The organism is Pirellulales bacterium, from assembly GCA_019694435.1.
GTDB lineage: Bacteria > Planctomycetota > Planctomycetia > Pirellulales > JAEUIK01 > JAIBBZ01.
This window is the reverse complement of sequence record JAIBBZ010000002.1, coordinates 139021-156023: the sequence shown is the minus strand read 5'-3', so window position 1 is coordinate 156023 and position 17003 is coordinate 139021. Positions and strand designations below refer to the sequence as shown.

13 protein-coding genes are annotated in these 17003 nt (G+C 65.0%); 7 read left to right on the top strand and 6 right to left on the bottom strand.

Annotation, left to right across the window (positions count from 1 at the left end; translation table 11 throughout):
- Positions 1 to 33 precede the first annotated feature (33 nt).
- Positions 34 to 1533, bottom strand: a complete 1500-nt coding sequence (locus tag K1X74_02765) for a PQQ-like beta-propeller repeat protein (GenBank protein ID MBX7165251.1) — start codon at positions 1531 to 1533, stop codon at positions 34 to 36.
- Between the two features lie 203 nt (positions 1534 to 1736).
- Here K1X74_02765 and K1X74_02760 point away from each other — a divergent pair, with 203 nt between their 5' ends.
- From K1X74_02760 to pckA, 3 genes are all read left to right on the top strand, one after another.
- Positions 1737 to 3965, top strand: coding sequence for a penicillin acylase family protein (locus tag K1X74_02760; protein MBX7165250.1), 2229 nt, complete (start codon positions 1737 to 1739; stop codon positions 3963 to 3965).
- A 40-nt stretch (positions 3966 to 4005) separates the two neighbouring features.
- A complete protein-coding gene (locus tag K1X74_02755) occupies positions 4006 to 4815 on the top strand; it encodes an enoyl-CoA hydratase/isomerase family protein (GenBank protein MBX7165249.1) in 810 nt (269 codons plus the stop codon).
- A gap of 152 nt (positions 4816 to 4967) precedes the next feature.
- The gene (pckA, locus tag K1X74_02750; GenBank protein ID MBX7165248.1) at positions 4968 to 6563 is read left to right on the top strand and encodes a phosphoenolpyruvate carboxykinase (ATP); all 1596 of its coding nucleotides are present in this window, start codon (positions 4968 to 4970) and stop codon (positions 6561 to 6563) included.
- 99 nt (positions 6564 to 6662) lie between these two features.
- Here the strand turns inward: pckA and K1X74_02745 are convergent, their stop codons facing one another.
- The 3 genes from K1X74_02745 to K1X74_02735 all read right to left on the bottom strand — a co-directional run bounded on the left by K1X74_02745 (position 6663) and on the right by K1X74_02735 (position 10599).
- Positions 6663 to 8204: a hypothetical protein gene (locus K1X74_02745; GenBank protein ID MBX7165247.1), complete on the bottom strand. Its 1542-nt coding sequence runs from the start codon at positions 8202 to 8204 to the stop codon at positions 6663 to 6665.
- 53 nt (positions 8205 to 8257) lie between these two features.
- Entirely contained in the window at positions 8258 to 10105 is a 1848-nt protein-coding gene (locus K1X74_02740) for an acyl-CoA dehydrogenase (protein ID MBX7165246.1), read from the bottom strand.
- Between the two features lie 155 nt (positions 10106 to 10260).
- Positions 10261 to 10599 carry a P-II family nitrogen regulator gene (locus K1X74_02735; protein ID MBX7165245.1) on the bottom strand — a complete coding sequence of 113 codons (339 nt, stop codon included), beginning with the start codon at positions 10597 to 10599 and terminating at the stop codon, positions 10261 to 10263.
- A gap of 770 nt (positions 10600 to 11369) precedes the next feature.
- On the opposite strand from K1X74_02735, the gene K1X74_02730 reads away from it, so the two are divergent.
- The 3 genes from K1X74_02730 (at position 11370) to lepB (ending at position 13399) form a co-directional block, all read left to right on the top strand.
- Complete coding sequence (locus K1X74_02730) at positions 11370 to 12446, top strand: radical SAM protein (protein ID MBX7165244.1); 1077 nt, start codon at positions 11370 to 11372, stop codon at positions 12444 to 12446.
- A 24-nt stretch (positions 12447 to 12470) separates the two neighbouring features.
- Positions 12471 to 12815 (top strand): hypothetical protein, encoded by a 345-nt coding sequence (locus tag K1X74_02725; protein ID MBX7165243.1) that lies wholly within the window; start codon positions 12471 to 12473, stop codon positions 12813 to 12815.
- A gap of 95 nt (positions 12816 to 12910) precedes the next feature.
- Entirely contained in the window at positions 12911 to 13399 is a 489-nt protein-coding gene (gene lepB, locus K1X74_02720; GenBank protein ID MBX7165242.1) for a signal peptidase I, read from the top strand.
- A gap of 54 nt (positions 13400 to 13453) precedes the next feature.
- On the opposite strand, the gene K1X74_02715 is transcribed toward lepB, so the two are convergent.
- Both K1X74_02715 and K1X74_02710 read right to left on the bottom strand, forming a co-directional pair.
- Positions 13454 to 14479 (bottom strand): iron-containing alcohol dehydrogenase, encoded by a 1026-nt coding sequence (locus K1X74_02715; GenBank protein ID MBX7165241.1) that lies wholly within the window; start codon positions 14477 to 14479, stop codon positions 13454 to 13456.
- A gap of 36 nt (positions 14480 to 14515) precedes the next feature.
- A complete protein-coding gene (locus tag K1X74_02710; GenBank protein ID MBX7165240.1) occupies positions 14516 to 16015 on the bottom strand; it encodes an APC family permease in 1500 nt (499 codons plus the stop codon).
- A gap of 94 nt (positions 16016 to 16109) precedes the next feature.
- Here K1X74_02710 and K1X74_02705 point away from each other — a divergent pair, with 94 nt between their 5' ends.
- Entirely contained in the window at positions 16110 to 16919 is an 810-nt protein-coding gene (locus tag K1X74_02705; protein MBX7165239.1) for a hypothetical protein, read from the top strand.
- The last annotated feature ends 84 nt before the right edge of the window (positions 16920 to 17003 follow it).

Genomic DNA, 17003 nt, shown 5'->3' with positions numbered 1-17003 from the left:
GGGCTCGATTCGCGGCTCCGGCCGAAGCTCGATTCACTGTTCTTGCGCAATGATCTCCAGGCAGGCCAGACGGTTGGCGCCGCGCAAGTACAACAGCCCGTGCGACACGACGGGTGCCGCCCAGCAGGGATAGCCCAACAGCGGCCGCGGCTCGGCGCCCAGCGGCGCGGGGCCGTTCTCGGGCAAGGCCAGCGTGGCGCGGCTGACCACGTCGAATTTCTGCGGATTGGCCCGCAGCAGGATCAGCTCGCCATATTCGCACAGACACAGCAAGTGGCCGTCCACGTAGGTCAGCGAGGCCCGGGTCAGGTTCGGCTCGCTCCACATCACTTTGCCGGTGGCCAGCTCGACGCAGCGCAGCTCGGCGTTGTTCGTATGCCGGCCGCTCGAGGCATAGACATAGCCCTCGTGCAGCACCGGCGTGTTCCAGTGGGTTTGCAAAATCTTGTCGCGCTTGCGGTCGTCGTCGGACCAGACGACGTCGAATCCGCCAGGCCGCACCTCGAGCAGCGAGCTGCCCGGGCCGTAGGTCTCCGAGATCAACACCCGATTGCCGGCGACGACCGGGTTGCTGGCGTTGACCGATTCGAGGATCGGAGCCCGCCAGGGGTAATGAAAATCGATCTTGCCGGAGACGGGATCGAACGCCAGCAAGCCGCCGCGGGCAAACACAAAGCACCAGCGGCGGTCGCCGATCGTGGCCGCGACCGGCGAGGCATAGCTGGCCAGCTCGTCGGCCAGTTGATAGCGAATCTTCCCCGTAAGTTTATCGAACGCGACGACGGCCGAGCCATTGCCTCGCAACCGCTGAAAATCGTTTGCGTCGCCGTCCGGAGGGCTGCCGCCCACCTGCACCAGCAGCAGGTCGCCTTCCACGAGCGGCGTGCTCCCGACGCCGAAGAAGTTGGGTACCACGTGGAACTCTCGAAACGTGTCACACCGCCACAGTAACCGGCCGTCGGCCGCCGCCAGACAATGCAACAGCCCCTCGGCTCCATACAGGTACACGCGATCGTCGTCGACCACCGGGCAGCAGCGCGGGCCGTTGTCGTAGCCATAAGGGTCGACAAAGTCGGTCGGGTAGCTGAAGTTCCACAACGCCGCCCCGGTCTCGGCGTTCAAGCAAGTCAGCGTCGCCTCGCCGGCACCTCGTTGATTGAACCGCTGGAAGATGAAACACCGTCCGCGGGCGATCGTCGGCGCCGCATAGCTTTCGCCGAGACGCTGCTGCCAGACGAGCTTGGGCCCGGCCGCAGGCCAGGGGACGATCAGTCCTGTTTCGGCCGAATGGCCGTCGCCCGTCGGGCCCAAGAACCGGGGCCAATCTTGCCCCTTGCGGCGCGTGCCGAGATCGGTCAGCTCAGGCACTTTGTCTTCACGCGCGAAACGGTGGGGATCGTCTCGCTCGACGGCCGCAGGTGCCTTGATGCGAGGCGCCGTTGCATCCGGCTCGGGCGGCGTTTCGGCCCGGCAACCCGCCGGCAGCAGGCTCAACCAGGCGACCGCGATCCACGCTGATCGTTGACCATTCATCTGGCGCCGCCTTCTCATCCGTGGCGAGAAAACAAGAGTCTTGCCAGGGCCGCGTGCGGAGCCTGCGTCGGCTCGCCCCGCGCGACGGGCCCGCGGCGCTCTCGACTATAGCGGCAGCCCTGCGGCACCGATACGATTCTCCCGGGTGGGGCTGGCGGCCTGCGGGGGGCCAACGAGCCGCAATTCCAGGAGGTTCACTCGTGATGAGTATGCGACGCGTTTGGCAGGCCGGGCTGACGTTGGCCGTGTGCCTGGGGTGCAGCTTCGCCGCGGAAGCGCCGGCCGCCGATGCCGCCAGCGACCGCTACGATCCGCAGCGGCTCGCCGCCGCCGTGAAGATCTACCGCGACGAATGGGGCGTCGCGCACATCGATGGCCAGGACGACATCGCGCTGGCGTTCGGTTTCGCGTATGTGCAGGCCGAAGACTATTTCTGGCAGATCGAAGACACCTACATCCTCGCGCTGGGGCGCTACAGCGAGGTCCACGGCCGCAAGGGGCTCAACTCCGACCTGCTGAACCGCGCCTTCGAAGTGGTCAGCGGCAGCCAACGCGACTTCCCGCAGCAGGAAGCCAAGGTGCAAGAGGTTTGCACGGCCTTTGCCGCGGGCTTGAATTACTTTCTCGAGACGCACCCCGAGGTGAAGCCGCGGTTGATCACCCGGTTCGAGCCGTGGATGGTGCTCTGCTTCGGGCGACACTTGATCGTCGAGATGGGCTTTCGCTACACGCGCTTGAAAGACGACTTCACGCCGCGTTCGAATCCCGAGATCTATGCCGCGCAGGTCGGTTCGAACGCCTGGGCCGTGGCCCCCAGCCGTACGAAAGACGGCCATGCGATGCTCTTCATCAATCCGCATCAGCCGTGGTTCGGCTTCGGGCAGTTCTACGAAGCGCACCTCCGCAGCGGCGAAGGATGGAGTTTTACCGGCGGCACTTTTTTCGGCACGCCGATGCCGGGGTTGGGGCACAACGAACACCTGGGCTGGGCCTTCACGGTCAACGAGCCCGACATCGCCGACGTCTGGGTCGAGACGTTCGACGACCCGGCGCACCCGCTCAACTATCGCTATGGCGACGGCTACCGCACGGCCACCGAGTGGCAAGGCACGATCAAGATTCGCAGCGGCGATCGCCTCGAGGAAAAAAGCTACACCTTTCGCAAGACCCACCATGGCCCGATCGTCCAGCGTGTCGACGACACGCATTACTACTCGGCCATGATCGCCAAGCTGCGCGACAGCCTGCTGGTGCGGCAGATGTTTCGCCTGGTCCGTGCGAAGAACTTCGAAGAGTTCCGCGCCGGCATGTCGATGCTGAATTTCCAATTCATGAACACGGTCTACGCCGACCGCGACGGCAATATCTTCTACCTCTACAACGGCATCGTCCCCCGCCGCGATCCGGGTTTCGACTGGAGCAAGCCGGTCGACGGCAGCAATCCGAAGACCGAGTGGCAAGGCATTCACCCGATCGAGGATTTGCCCCAGGTGCTGAATCCATCCTCGGGCTTCGTGCAAAGCTGCAACTCGACCCCGTTCACGACGACCGACGACGGCAGCCCGTTCTTGCATGACTATCCACCGTACATGGTCGAGGACCGCTACGACGACAAGCGCCGGGCCAAGATGTGCCGCCGGCTGCTGCGCGAGCTCGACGCTTGCACGTTTGAGCACATGCAGGAACTGGCGTTCGACACGACGCTCTATTGGCCCCTGACCGAGCTGCCCAAGTACGATCGGCTGCTCAAACAACTCGAAGCCAGCGAGCCGCGGCTGGCCAAGCAGGCTCGGCCGTACCTCGATCACCTGCTCGACTGGGACTGCAAGGCCACGGCCGCGTCGACGCAGACGACGCTCTGCGTCCAGTGGTACGAGGAACTCTACGGCTTCGGCTACCCGGTCGAGACACTCAAGCCCGAGTACGTCGAAAAGCCTTCCCTGCGATTCAAAGCGCTGGTCCGGGCCGCGGCCAAGCTCCAGCAGACGTTTGGCGACTGGAAAGTGGCCTGGGGCGACGTGAACCGCATTCAGCGCCATGCGGACGTCGCCGACTTCGTCGAGGTACCCTTCAGCGACCAGTTGCCGAGCCTGCCGTGCGAGGGCGTCCACGGCCCGTTGGGCGTGGTGTTCACGCAGTACTACACGCCCAGCATCAATCTGCCGCTGGTCCGGACGGTGAAAAAGCACTACGGCGTGGTCGGGGCGACCTACATGGCGGTGATCGAGTTTGGACCCCGGGTGCGCAGCGTCTCGTTGTTGAATTTCGGCACGAGCAGCAATCCGCAGTCGCCGCACTTCATGGACCAGGCCCAGTTGCTCTCCGAAAAGCGACTGAAGCCGACGTACTTTCACTGGGACGAAGTCGAGGCTCACGCCCAGCGCGTCTACCACCCCGGCCAGGCGGCGGCGCAGGCCGGCTTGGCGCCGTAGCCGCTTCGTACCACTCGCCTGCGCAAAGGCCTCCACTGCCATGCAAGAGCAGCAATCCGTGCTGACGACGGTCCACGAAGTCGAGGGCGGCGCGATTCTCGAGATCGTGCTCAACCGCCCCGAGGTCCACAATTCTGTCAACGGCGCGACGGCCCAGTTGCTGCTCGCCGCGTGGCGTCGGTTTCAGAACGACCCGCACCTCACCGTGGCCGTGCTGCGGGGTGCGGGCGACGCGGCCTTTTGCGCCGGCGCCGACCTGTCGGGCGTCGACTCGATCGTCGACATGTTTGCCGCGCCGGCCGAAGTCGATCGCCTGGTGCGCGAAGGCACCGGACCCATGGGTGGCTCGCGGCTCGTCCAGGTCAAGCCGGTGATCACTGTCTCGCAGGGCTTCACCTATGCCGGCGGCTTGGAATTGTTCTGCCATGGCCATATCCGCCTGGCCGAACCGCAGGCGACGTTTTCGGTCGCTTGCCGGCGGTGGGGCGTGCCGCTGGTCGATGGCGGCACGGTCTATCTGCCGCGGCTGCTGGCCTGGGGCGCGGCCTTGCCGCTGATCATCACCGGCCAGCGCATCGATGCTCAGCGCGCTTATGAAATTGGCCTGGTCTGGGAGCTGGTTGCCCAGGGCCAAGGCCCTGCGCGTGCGCTCGAATATGCCGAGCAGATTTGTCGCCAGCCGCGCGACGCCTTGTTCGCCGACCTGGCATCAGCCGTGCGCGGGTCGCACCTACCGCTCGAATCGGCCTTGGAACTCGAGGCCCGGAATCTGCATCCCGTCCTCCGCAGCACAAGCATGTACGAGGGCGTGGCCCGGTTCTTGAGCGGTGAGCGCAGTTGGTTCAAGTAGTCGCCGCGGCGACGAGGTCGGCCGAGTGTGCGATTTCGCCGCACGCCTAGGACCAATTGACGCCTGCCCTATAATCAGCGGCATCGACGATCCGCGCCGCGATCGCGGCCTTCCGCTCGGTCAGTCGCAGACCCTCTGCCGGAGTCAGGGCGATGGCGTACGAAGTTGACTTAAGCGTTCACGGAATCCACACACAATTGCGCGTGGCGCGCAATCTCAGCCCCGCTTCACTGTATGAGGACGCGATTCGCGTCGGCGACGGGAGGTTGACCTCGTCGGGAGCCCTGGCGGTGCGCTCGGGCCAAAAGACGGGGCGCAGCCCGAAAGACAAGCGGATCATCGCCGGACGCGACACGGAGGACGACGTATGGTGGGGTGACGTCAACATCAAGCTTGACGAACACACCTTCATGATCAACCGGCAACGGGCCGTCGACTATCTCGAAACGCGCGAGATCCTCTACGTCGTCGACGGCTTCGCCGGCTGGGACCCGAAATATCGCCTGAAGATCCGCGTGCTGTGTGCCCGGGCCTATCACGCCCTGTTCATGCACAACATGCTCATCCGGCCCACTCCGGAAGAGCTGGCCGAGTTCGGCGACCCGGACTATGTGATCTTCAATGCCGGCCGTTTCCCGGCCAACGTCCACACCTCGCAGATGACCTCGCAGACGTCGATCGAGCTGTCGTTTGGCCGGCGCGAGTTTGTCATCCTCGGCACGCAATACGCCGGCGAGATGAAAAAGGGCGTGTTCACGATCATGAACTACCTGATGCCCAAGCGCGACATCCTCTCGATGCACTGTTCGGCCAACGAAGGTGCCCGGGGCGACGTCAGCCTGTTCTTCGGGCTGTCAGGCACGGGAAAGACCACGCTGTCGGCCGATCCCGAACGCCAACTAATCGGCGACGACGAACATTGCTGGAGCGACGACGGCGTGTTCAACATCGAAGGCGGCTGCTACGCCAAGTGCATCGACCTCTCGCACGAGAAGGAGCCGATGATCTACGAGGCGATCCGCTTCGGCTCCGTGCTGGAAAACGTCGTTTACAACGAGGACACGCGCGACGTCGATTATCACGACAGCTCGATCACGGAGAACACCCGCGCGAGCTACCCGGTCGAATACATTCCGAACGCGAAGATCCCCTGCGTCGGCGGGCATCCGGACAACGTGATCCTGCTCACCTGCGACGCGTTCGGCGTGCTGCCGCCGGTCAGCCGGTTGACGCCCGAGCAGGCGATGTACCACTTCATCAGTGGGTACACGGCCAAGGTGGCCGGCACCGAGGTGGGCGTAACCGAGCCCCAGGCCACGTTCTCGGCCTGCTTCGGCGCGGCCTTCCTGGTCTGGCATCCGACCAAGTACGCTACCCTGCTCGCCGACAAGATGCGCAAGTACAAGGCCGATGCATGGCTGGTCAACACCGGCTGGTCGGGCGGGCCCTATGGCGTCGGCAACCGGCTGCGGCTCGACTGGACCCGGTCGGTCATTCGGGCCATTCATAGCAAGGCGTTGACCGACGCGCCGATGGTCGAAGACCCGATCTTCGGCCTGCATGTGCCGACGCGCTGCCCCGGTGTGCCCGACGAGGTGCTGGTACCCAGCAAGACCTGGAAGGACCAGGCCGCCTATCGCCAGACGGCCGAGAAACTGGCGAAACTGTTCCACCAGAACTTTGCCAAGTACGCCGACGTGGCCTCGAACGAGATCAAGTCGGCAGGGCCCAAGGTCGCCGCGGGCTGATCCGCAATTGCTGCCCTGAGAGACCTGCAATGGCCTCTTGGCCGCGCGGCCCGATTGGGCTGCGCGGCCCAAGGCGCTGCTGGAAATGCCCCGGCGGCGTCAGACGTGCAATTTGCGCCGTTCGAGGACGTATTCGGCCTTGATGCCGGTGCGGGCGAACAGCCGCTGCTCCATCTCGGCCTCGTTCTGCTCGAAGACGATCCGATCGGGCGAAACCTCGACGGCCGATTTGAGCCGTGCGTGAAGCTGCTCATCGATGGTACTTGCATTGTGCCCGGCCTCGGCCAGGACGTAGACCGTGAGCAAGTCGCGTGAGAACTCGGCCGATTGGTCCTCGCTATCGAGCGTAATTTGAAAGTTGCGCACGCCCGGCGTGTCGCGCACCGTCTCGACCAGCAGCGACAGGTCGACCCGTGTGCCCTTGATCTTGGTGAAATCCTTCACGGCCCGGCAGATTGGCGGATACACGCGCGGGAACGTATAGCCGCAATGCTCGCAGCGGGTCCAGCGGTAGCCGCCCTTGATCAAGTCGCCGGTCCAGTAGCGGACCAGCGCCGTGCCGCGCCAGCCGATGTGACTGAACACGAGCACTCCCGGCTCACCTTCGGCCACCGGCTCGCGTGTTTCGGGATGCAATAGCTCCCAGTAATGGTGCACGGGGTTCAGGTGAATGCCGCTTCCTTCGCAACATTCCCAGAAGGCCCATTTCATCTCGGTCATACCGAGCGTCTGGAAGATGCGAAATCGGGGATGCGCGCCCAGTTCCAAGGCCAGTGAACGAATGTGCTCGCGCAGGCTTTCGCTCACCGGTTCGGCGCCCAGCGCCACGCGCTTGAAATTGGTCAAGGGTCCGATCGTGCCGGCCTGCTGCAACAGCTTGGCGCGGCGCAGCCAATGGACCATGTAGGACGGAATCGAGGTGATCGACGAAAAGCCCCCTTGGGCGAACAGCACGATCTGGCGATCGGTCGGAATCACGCTGCCGCCGAACGTCTCGAAGCTCGACGCTCCCGCGCACATCTTCGCCAGCACCGGCGCAAAAAACGCCAGGTGCGGCGCGCCCGGGAAAATGTTCATCGCCCGTTCGTCGTAATCGTAGTACGGCTCCTCGGGATCGGGCTGCTTGGGAATGATCAGCCCCGAGGTCAAGAGCGGCAACACGTGCGTCAGGTCGTAATGCGTATAGACGGCCGGCGTGGGCGTACCGGTCGAGCCGGTCGACGCGTGAAAGTGAATCGGCATCCACTCCAGCAGCGCCCGGCGGCGGATCTTGTCCTTGAGCGTCAAGTACCGCGTCAGATGCGTGTATTCGCGCGGGCGATTCAGCGCTGCCTGGACCAGGTATTTCAGCAGCGTCGTGCGGCGGATCGGCGCCGTGTCGTATTCCGGCGGGTGCGGCACGCCGGGAAATCGCGGGCGGAGAATGAACGCCTGTGGGTCTTCGCGCAGACTATCCTTGTCGACAATGGGCAACCGGCGCAGGTCGTCGGCCGTGCGGAGCCGCCGGATGTCGACGTGATGCTGGCGATACAGCTTGCGTAGAAACGGGTGATACGGCTCGATGTAATCGCGCAGATAGGCAATCAGCCGTCGGGCCGATAGCTCGCGCTGCTCTCGCGGTTCGAGCTCGTAGTAGTTCACAGTGCCACTCGCTGGCCGGCTCGACTGCAGTCGATGCGCCGGCGACTTCGCGACTAGAAGTGCATCTCCAACGCGCTGCGATCGCCCCCACCGATGACGGCCGCAAGTCCGTCGTTCTGCGGCAGCAACTGGCCAATGAAGAACCGGGCCGTCTTGACCTTGTTGTCGTAAAACCGGCCCTCGTCGTCTCCGCGGCAGAACGCCGCGCGGGCCTCGTCGCCGTTCACGTCGGCCGCGGCCCACAGGCGCTCGAGCGCACGCTGGGCGACGAGCCCCTGTTCGAGCAGGATCCAGGCCGTAATCACGTTGCCGAACATCCGCAGGTACAACGTGGCCACCAGCAGTGGGTACAGCAGGTCTCCCGACATCTGCATCATGGCGAAGTTCATCGTCACGTTTTCCAACTGCTGCTTCGCCTGCCGCAGCGTCGCTACCGATGGGCCAAACACCGGCAGTTGCTGGGCCTCGGACAGGAAAGCGTCGAGATCGGACATCAACTCGAGGAACAGCGCGCCGTTGTGCCGGCCGACCTTGCGGCCCAACAGGTCGAGGGCCTGAATGCCGTTGGTGCCTTCGTAGATCGAGGCGATTTTCACGTCGCGCAGCAATTGCTCGATCGGATAGTCCTTCAGATAGCCGTGGCCGCCCAAGGTCTGCACGGCCAGAGTGGCCACCTCGAAGCCCGTGTCGCTGCAGTAGGCCTTGCAAATCGGGGTGAGCAGCTCGGCGCGATTGAGCATCTTCTGACGCAGGGCCTCGTCGGGCGAGTTCTCGACCAGGTCGAGGCAGAACGCCGTGTGCAGCAGCAGGGCCCGGCCGCCCTCGACGTAGGCCTTCATCGTGGCCAGCATGCGGCGCACGTCGGGGTGCTCCGTGATCAGCACGTAGGGGGCATTCGGGTCGCGGATGTTCCGCATGTCGACGCCCTGGACGCGCTGCCGGGCATAGTCGAGCGCCGCGAGGTAGGCCCAGGACCCCATCGCCACGCCTTGCAGGCCGACGCCGACGCGGGCCGCGTTCATCATGTGGAACATGTACTCGATGCCGCGGTTCTCCTCGCCGATCAACCAGGCCTGGCAATTGTCGTTCTCGCCGAAGCTCATCGCGCAGGTGGGCGAGGCGTGAATCCCCAGCTTTTCTTCGATGCCGACGCAGGTCACGTCGTTCGACTCGCCCGACCGGCCCTCGGCGTCGACGCGCAGCTTGGGCACCAGGAACAGGCTGACGCCCTTGATGCCCGGCGGGGCGCCTTCGACCCGGGCCAGGACGAGGTGGATCACGTTCTCCACCAGGTCGTGCTCGCCGCCGGAGATGAAGATTTTCTGTCCGCGGAGGAAATACTTGCCGTCGCGTTTCGTGGCCGAGGTGGTCAGCGCCCCGACGGCCGAGCCGGCATGCGGCTCGGTCAGGCACATGGTGCCCTGCCAGCGCCCGTCCACCAAGGGGGGCACATAGCGCCGCTTCATGTCGTCGTCGCCATACTCGATCAACAGCGAGGCCGCCGTGCGCGTCAGGCCGGCAATCATCGACAGCGAGCAATTCGCGGCGATGAACATCTCGCCGATCGCGGCACCGACGCAGAACGGCAGCCCGGCCCCGCCAAACTCGGGCGGCGTGCTCACGGCCATCCAACCGCTTTCCTGCAACTGCCGGTAGACGGCGTGAAACGCCTGGGGCACGTAGACCCGACCGTCCTCCCAGCGGCACCCCTCGCGATCGCCTGCGGCGTTGCAGGGGGCCAGGACCTTGGCCGCAAACTTGCGTGCTTCTTGGAGCGTGTGGTCGACCTCCGCGCGGGTGAACTCGCGAAAGGCCTCGAACTCGAACAACCGCTCGGCGTGCAGGTGCTCGAACAGGACAAACTGCAAATCGCGCAGATCGAAGAGAAACTCGTGCGACATCGGTCCCCTCGACACGACAATCCGCGACCGCCTTCCCTCCAAGAAATGGAAAAAACCCGGCGGCCGCCTGACCGCCGAGTTTTAGTCCAACCTCCCCAGGCCGACAAGCGCCGCACAGGGCGCCTGTCGGGCCGGCAAGCGCTCCAGCGACGCGCTCAGATGGCCGATTCGGCCGTCTCGCCGGTGCGGATGCGCACCACGTCGGCCAACTGCGACACGAAGATCTTGCCGTCGCCCACCTGGCCGGTACGGGCCGTACGGACGATCGTGTCGAGCACGCTGGCGACTTCGCTATCGCCGACCACGACCTCGAGCTTGATCTTCGGGATGAAATCGACGGCATACTCGGTGCCGCGATAGGTTTCGGTGTGGCCCTTTTGCCGGCCGAAACCGCGAACCTCGGTGATCGTCATGCCCTTGACGCCCTGATTCGAAAGGGCGTTCTTGACCTCTTCCAATTTGAAATGCCGGATGACTGCTTCGATCTTTTTCATGGCTACGACTCCCAGGCGGAAAACGGGTGAGGTTGGCTGAAAAGGACGTCGCTCGTCCTCTCGTCAGCACGTTTGGAGTGTTCGCAAAGGGCCAGGGTCGCTTTCGCTGCCCGCCGGCTTTCGCCTCTTGAGCCGGCCTCAGGGGCCCGTTTGCGTTTCCGCAGGAGGTCAAACGCATGGACTGTGCCAATCGCTCCAGTTTTTGCCGAGTTACCCGACCAGAGATCAACACAACTCGTTTCCTATCAATCGCTTGTGCCAATTCATTCAAACAGCCAAGAATCCCGGTTCTCGACATCCGGCCGTCACGACGGCGCGAGAAGCCAGGGCCCCACTGTTTCATTCGCGCGAATGTGACCCGGCCGGATCTCCTGTAAGCAGGCCCATTTCGCACTGCCGCAGGCGTGGCCGATTAGATGCAGGCGGGCGACGCGGCTCCGCACACGGTGACGACTCCTGCGAAGCAGCCGAACTTCGATCGAGTTCTCTTCGTGCGCCATGAGAAATGCTCGCGAACGATTCGCGTGCAAACCAAAGGATTCGACAACTTCGTGCGTGCACGCGCGCATTTTTCTTGCGATGCACAGAGAACGGTCATAGCGTGCAGATACGGAACTGAGTGTGCTTCGCCGCTGGTGTCCAGCAAGGTTTTCCGAGCGGTGAATTCGTCGCGGGCGCGTGATTGATCGATCCGCGATTCGCGGCAAGTCTTCCCGCACGGGCGTTGCGGTTCGGCGCTGGACAAGCGGACGAGCCACGGGAGGCAGCCCGTGTTCGAGCACTTCGAGCTCACACTGGTCGTCACGCATGCGTGCAACCTGCGGTGCACGTATTGCTACACGGGCGAGAAACTGGGGCGGGTGATGCCCGTCGACCTGGGCGAACAGGCGATCGATCGCGCCCTGGCCAGTCTGCAACCCCAAGGCACGCTCGACTTGGGCTTCTTCGGCGGCGAGCCCCTCTTGGAGGCAGACCGCATTCTGCAGTGGATGCGCTATGCGCGGCAACGGGCCGAGGCGTGCTCGTGCAGCGTCCGGTTCGATCTGACCACGAACGGCACCATCGATACGGAACAGGCCTGGCAGGTCATGCTCGATCCGGCCGTGGCCCTCAGCATCAGCCACGATGGCGTGCCCGAGAATCACGATCGTCACCGGATCGCCCTGCGGGACGCGACCTGTGCGCGAGTCGAGGCCACGCTGGGCCGGTTGTTCGCCGCGGGCAAAGACTTGAACGTCGTCATGGTCGTGCGGCCGACAACGGTCACTGCATTTGCCAAGGGGCTCCGGCATCTTTACGACCTCGGTGTCCGGCAGGTTACGCCCTCGCTCGACTTGTGGGTCGACTGGTCCTTTGCCGACGGCTCGCGGTTGCAGACCGCGGTCGCCGAAGCGGCCGAGCTGTGGGCCGAATTGCAGCCGGACTTCCACGTGAGCTGCCTGGACGAAAAAGCGGCCGCGCTGCTGAGCATCCGGGGCACCGCGACGGCGCGCTGCTCGTTTGGCGAAGGGCAGGTCGCCGTGGCTCCCTCCGGCCGCATATATCCCTGCGAACGCATCGTCGGCGAGGATCCGCCCGGTCACCCGCTGCTGATTCCGGGCAAGGTGTCCGACGTCGATCACTTCTTGTCGCTGCGCACCTGGCCGCCCAAGACCTTGCCCGCGTGTGATGCCTGCGCTATCGAGTCCCGTTGTTCGACCTTTTGCCGCTGCAGCAATTTCATCCGCACCGGCGACGTCACGCGCCCCGACGGGCTGCTGTGTCTCTGGGAACGCTTGTGTCATCGCGAAGCGCTGCGCAAGCACCGTGCTCGCCCTCCGCTGAATTCCGCAACTCTGAAGCCGTAACGAACGCCTGCCGAGGAACTGGAGATGACTGATTCCTTTCACGATCACGATTTGCCCGATGATTCCTGGTTCGATGACGTCCGTCTTCCCAACCCCGGCGGGCCGCCGGTGCCAGAGCCGAAACCGAAGCAACCGTGGACCTTCACGTGTGCCCAACTGCTGGGCGCGACGACGGCCATCGCCGTGTTGATCACTTGCTCGGGGCTGTTCAACGTGCGCGCTTGCAGGGGGGCCACGCGGTCCGCCCGGCTCGAGCAGCTCAAGCGCCTGCAACTCATCGAACAGCAACTCGCCGAGACGAATGCCTTGCCGGACGCGGCTGCAGCTCATGCGGGCCTTGCCAGTGCGCCGGAACACACGGACCCGTGAGCATGAGCGAGCCTGCGCACAAGGCGAGTTGCCCGCCTCGATCCTGGCTGCGGAGATTGTGGGTAATCGGTCGCAATGGATTCGCGATCTACGGCATGGCAACCCTCCTTGCGCCCTGGTGCCTGTTCACCGTCCGGATGACGTCGCCGTCGATGCACCCGACGCTGCAGGGCTCGAGTTGGGAAACCGGCGATACCGTCTTGGTCGAAAAGCTGACCTACCAGGTGCGCCGCCCGCGGCGCTGGGAGATTGTCGCCGTGCGACAGGCAGCCGGCGACGTGATCGCCAAGCGTGTCGTCGCGCTGCCGGGCGAGACGATTCAAATCCTGAAAGACCGGCGCATCGTCATTAACGGCCGCCCGATTGCGAAGCCCGATTTCCTGGCCAACATCCAATACTTCCCCTACGGAAACATCATTTACGACCAGGCGTACACCTGCCGGCGCGGCTATTACCTGCTGGGCGACGACTCGAAGGACTCGGACGACAGTCGTTTCAACGGCGACGTGCCGGCCGACCAGATCCTCGGTCGGGTACGCATGGTGATCCGGCCTTGGAAACGCGCCGGCGTGATCGCGCCGTGAATCTGCGGCGCAACCGGCTCCAATTGCAGCGCCAGGGTAGGGCGGGGCGGGCCGCTAACAGGTAAACCGCAGGCCGGCGAGCGCGTCTTCGATCCAGGCCGGCGTGATTTCACGTTCCTGGATCACCGAGTACCAGTGGTGGTGCCGCTCGGTGAACGCGCGGACATTCAACAGCGACTCGGCCAGCGCCGCGCGCGGGATCTCCATGTCGGCCGGCTGAAAGCGCAGGTCCAGGCGGTGCATCAAGTCGACGATCCGCTCGTGGTCGTTCTCCTGCAGCCGGCTCATCAGGTAGATGCCCAGGCCCACGATGTGGCCGTGGATGAAACCCCGGCCCAGGCGCTGTTCGAGCTCGTAAAACACGAAATGCTCCGAGCCTTCTTCGACTCGGTAGTGATCGGCCGGCAGACAGATCGTATTGATCCGCAGGTAGGCGTCAACAATGGCCTGCAGGCCCGCATCGGTGACACGGCGAATCTCGTCGGCCTGGTCGTCCATGTCTTGCACGAGCCGGCGGCCGGCCGCCACGTCGGCCGCGCTGAAGGGATAGGTGCTGCGGCCGGCGCGCTGGGCCAGCTCCCAGTCGAACGTGGCCGTATGGCACGAGAGTACGTCACCGGCGCCGGCAATATTGAGTTCGGCCGGCGCCGTACGTAGCAGGTCGTAGTCAATCACCAACGGGTCCGGGCTGCTGTCGCCGACGTACTCGACAATGTGATTGCGCCGCAGCGCCGCTTTCGGAGTGACGAACGCGTCGACGCTGATCACCGTCGGTACCGTGACCAATCGGCAGCCGCGCCGCCAGGCGAGGTACTTGCCCAAGTCGACTGCTTGCCCCCCGCCGACGGCCAGCACCGTGTCGCACGGCGGCATCGCGGCCAGTTGCCGCTCGACCACGTCAGATTCGAGCGATTCGACGCAGACGACGGCCTCCGGCAGCGCCCCGAGCCGCTCGCGCACCAGGTTCCAGGGCAACTCCATGGTCGCCACGACAAACCGCCCCAGCTCGCGGCCCAGGCCGTCGATACTGCCCGAGCCGAACCGCTGGCTGGTGACGTTTGTGCGTCCTTCGATGTGCATCACAAGAGTCCTTTGTCGAGAAACCAAGAAGTCCGATCAGCCGGGCTCGCGTGCCTCGAGCGGTGCCCGAGGTGGACCGGCTGCGCCGCGCAGCAGCCGGCGGCGAATCACGGCCAGGTACACGCCCACGCCGACCAGCACGGCGGCCGTGCTGGCGATGGCGGGTACGCGTTGCCCCTGCGCATCGGACGGGATGGTCAACGCCGCCACGACGATCAAGGTCCAGACCAACGCCACGCTGGCCAGGGGCCACCGCCATGCCGCCAAGAGCGAGGCCCCATCGGTCGCCGCCGCGGGCCTCGCGACAAGCGACGAGAAGACGATGCCGGCGTAGCCGAGGTAACCGGCCACGGTCGCAATCGAGGTAATCCACTCGAGCCGTTTGAGCCCCAGCACGACGCCCATCGCAATGGCCCAAACGAGAACCAGCGCGGCAGTCGGTATCTGCCGCTGGGGGTGCACGCGGCGCAACCAGCCGGCGCCGGGCAACATGTTGTCGCGCGCCAGGGCAAAAACCAGCCGGCTCCCGGCCGCCATGCTCGCCAGCGCGCAGGCAAAAATCGACACGTAGACGACGCCCATCAGTCCGCCGGTCAGCCGCTGGCCGAGTCGTGCGCGCAGCACGTCGAGGAGCGGTTCCTGCGCCTGCTGCGCCGCGCGCGGATCGTCCATCGCCAGCACCAGCGCCCCGAGGACCAGCACCCCCACGATGCCCGACAGCAAGACCGACCCCACGACGGCCCTCGGCACGGCGCGGCGCGGATCGTGCGTTTCTTCGGCCAGATCGGCGGCGGCCTCGAAGCCGGTCATGCACCAGGCGCCCAACAAGAGCGACAAGGCCCAGGCCCCCGGCGAGGCCGGCTGCCCGGTGCCCGCCTCGACACTGGCCAGCATGCTGGCCCAAGAGACCGAACTGCCGAACCCGCAAGCGATCAACAAGGCCAGCGCGAGAAACAGCGTCCCGGCGATCTCGGCCAGCACCCCGGCATCGTTCATCCACGCTGCCAGGCGGATGCCGAACAGGTGCACCAGCAGCACCGCGGTTACGACGCCTGCGGCCAGCCACGACTTGACCGCGCCCGCATCGCCCCAAGTATGAAGCGCCGGGAGGTACGGATAGGCATACTCGGCCAGCGCCGCGCAGACGCCGGGCAGCCCCGCCAGGAACTGCAACAGCAGCAACCAGCCGACCAGGAACCCAAAGTGCGGATTGACCAGCCGCGAGGCCCATTGGTAGCCGTAGCCGGAAAGTGGCATTCGCACGGCCAGATCGGCCACGACCAAGGCGACGAGCAACTGTCCGAGGATGACGATCGACCATGACCAGACGACGGCCGGGCCCACGTGCACGAAGCCTTGCTTGAACCCGGCGAAGATGCCCGTCGTGATCGAGATCAAGGAAAAGCTCAGCGCAAAGCTGGAAAACGCCCCCAGCGTCCGCTGCAGTTGCTGGCGATAGCCGAAGCGGCGCAACTCCTCGGCATCGCGCCGATCGCCCAGCTCGTGCTGTTTCGAGTGCTGCGACTTGCGTTGCATGGTACCGCCGCCGGGAATCTTGCCGTGTGCGAGCAGACAGTATCCTAGGGAACAAGCGAACCACGCAAAATCACCGTCCGGAGTCTCGATCCCCATGTTGAAGTCGATGACCCTCTGGGGCGCTATCGTCCTGGCCACGGCGTGGCTGTTGCTCGGCGCTGCGGCGCAAGGCGACGAGGTCCCGACCCTGGAAATCGCGCACGACGACGTCTGGCACATCGAGCATTCGACGCATCACGTGCAGGGCCTGTGTCTCGACGACACCTGGGCCTGGATTTCGAGCGTCTCGCGCACCGACAAACGCGGCTTTGTCTTTCGCGTGCGTCGCGCCGACGGGCAGGTCGCCGTCACGCGCGAGCTGGTGTCCGGCGCGCAAATCCACCCGGGCGGCATGCAACGGCGCGACGGTCGGCTGTGGGTGCCCTTGGCCGAGTATCGTCCGCGCAGCACGTCGACGGTCCTGGCCCTCGACGCAATGTCGCTCGAGACCCGGAGTCAATTCGGCGTGGCCGATCATCTCGGCGCGGTCGCCGCGGACGAACAAGGACGGCTGTATGCAGCCAACTGGGACAGCCGGCAGATCTATGTCTTCGATGCGCAAGGGCAGCCGCTGGCCCGACACGACAATCCGACCGGAGTCGCCTATCAGGACATGAAATGGCACGCCGCACAGCTCTGGGCCGCCGGTACACGGAAGACCGATGCGGGATCGCAGGCCGTGGTCGACGTCCTGGAGCTCGAGCCGCTGCGGCTGGTGCGACGCTATCTGCCGTCCGGCCAGCCGCACACGGGCGGCACGAGCTTTGGCCGCGAAGGATTCGAGATCGCCGATCGGGCCCTGTACCTGATGCCCGAGGATGGGCCCGAGACGCGCCTTTATCGCTTTCCGCTGCCCCAAGATTAATACCCCGGGGACCGCCAGCGGCGCAGGCCGCCATGCGACAACTTGCCCGATGGCAAATTTCGCCGGTGCTTTTTGTCCCCCCGC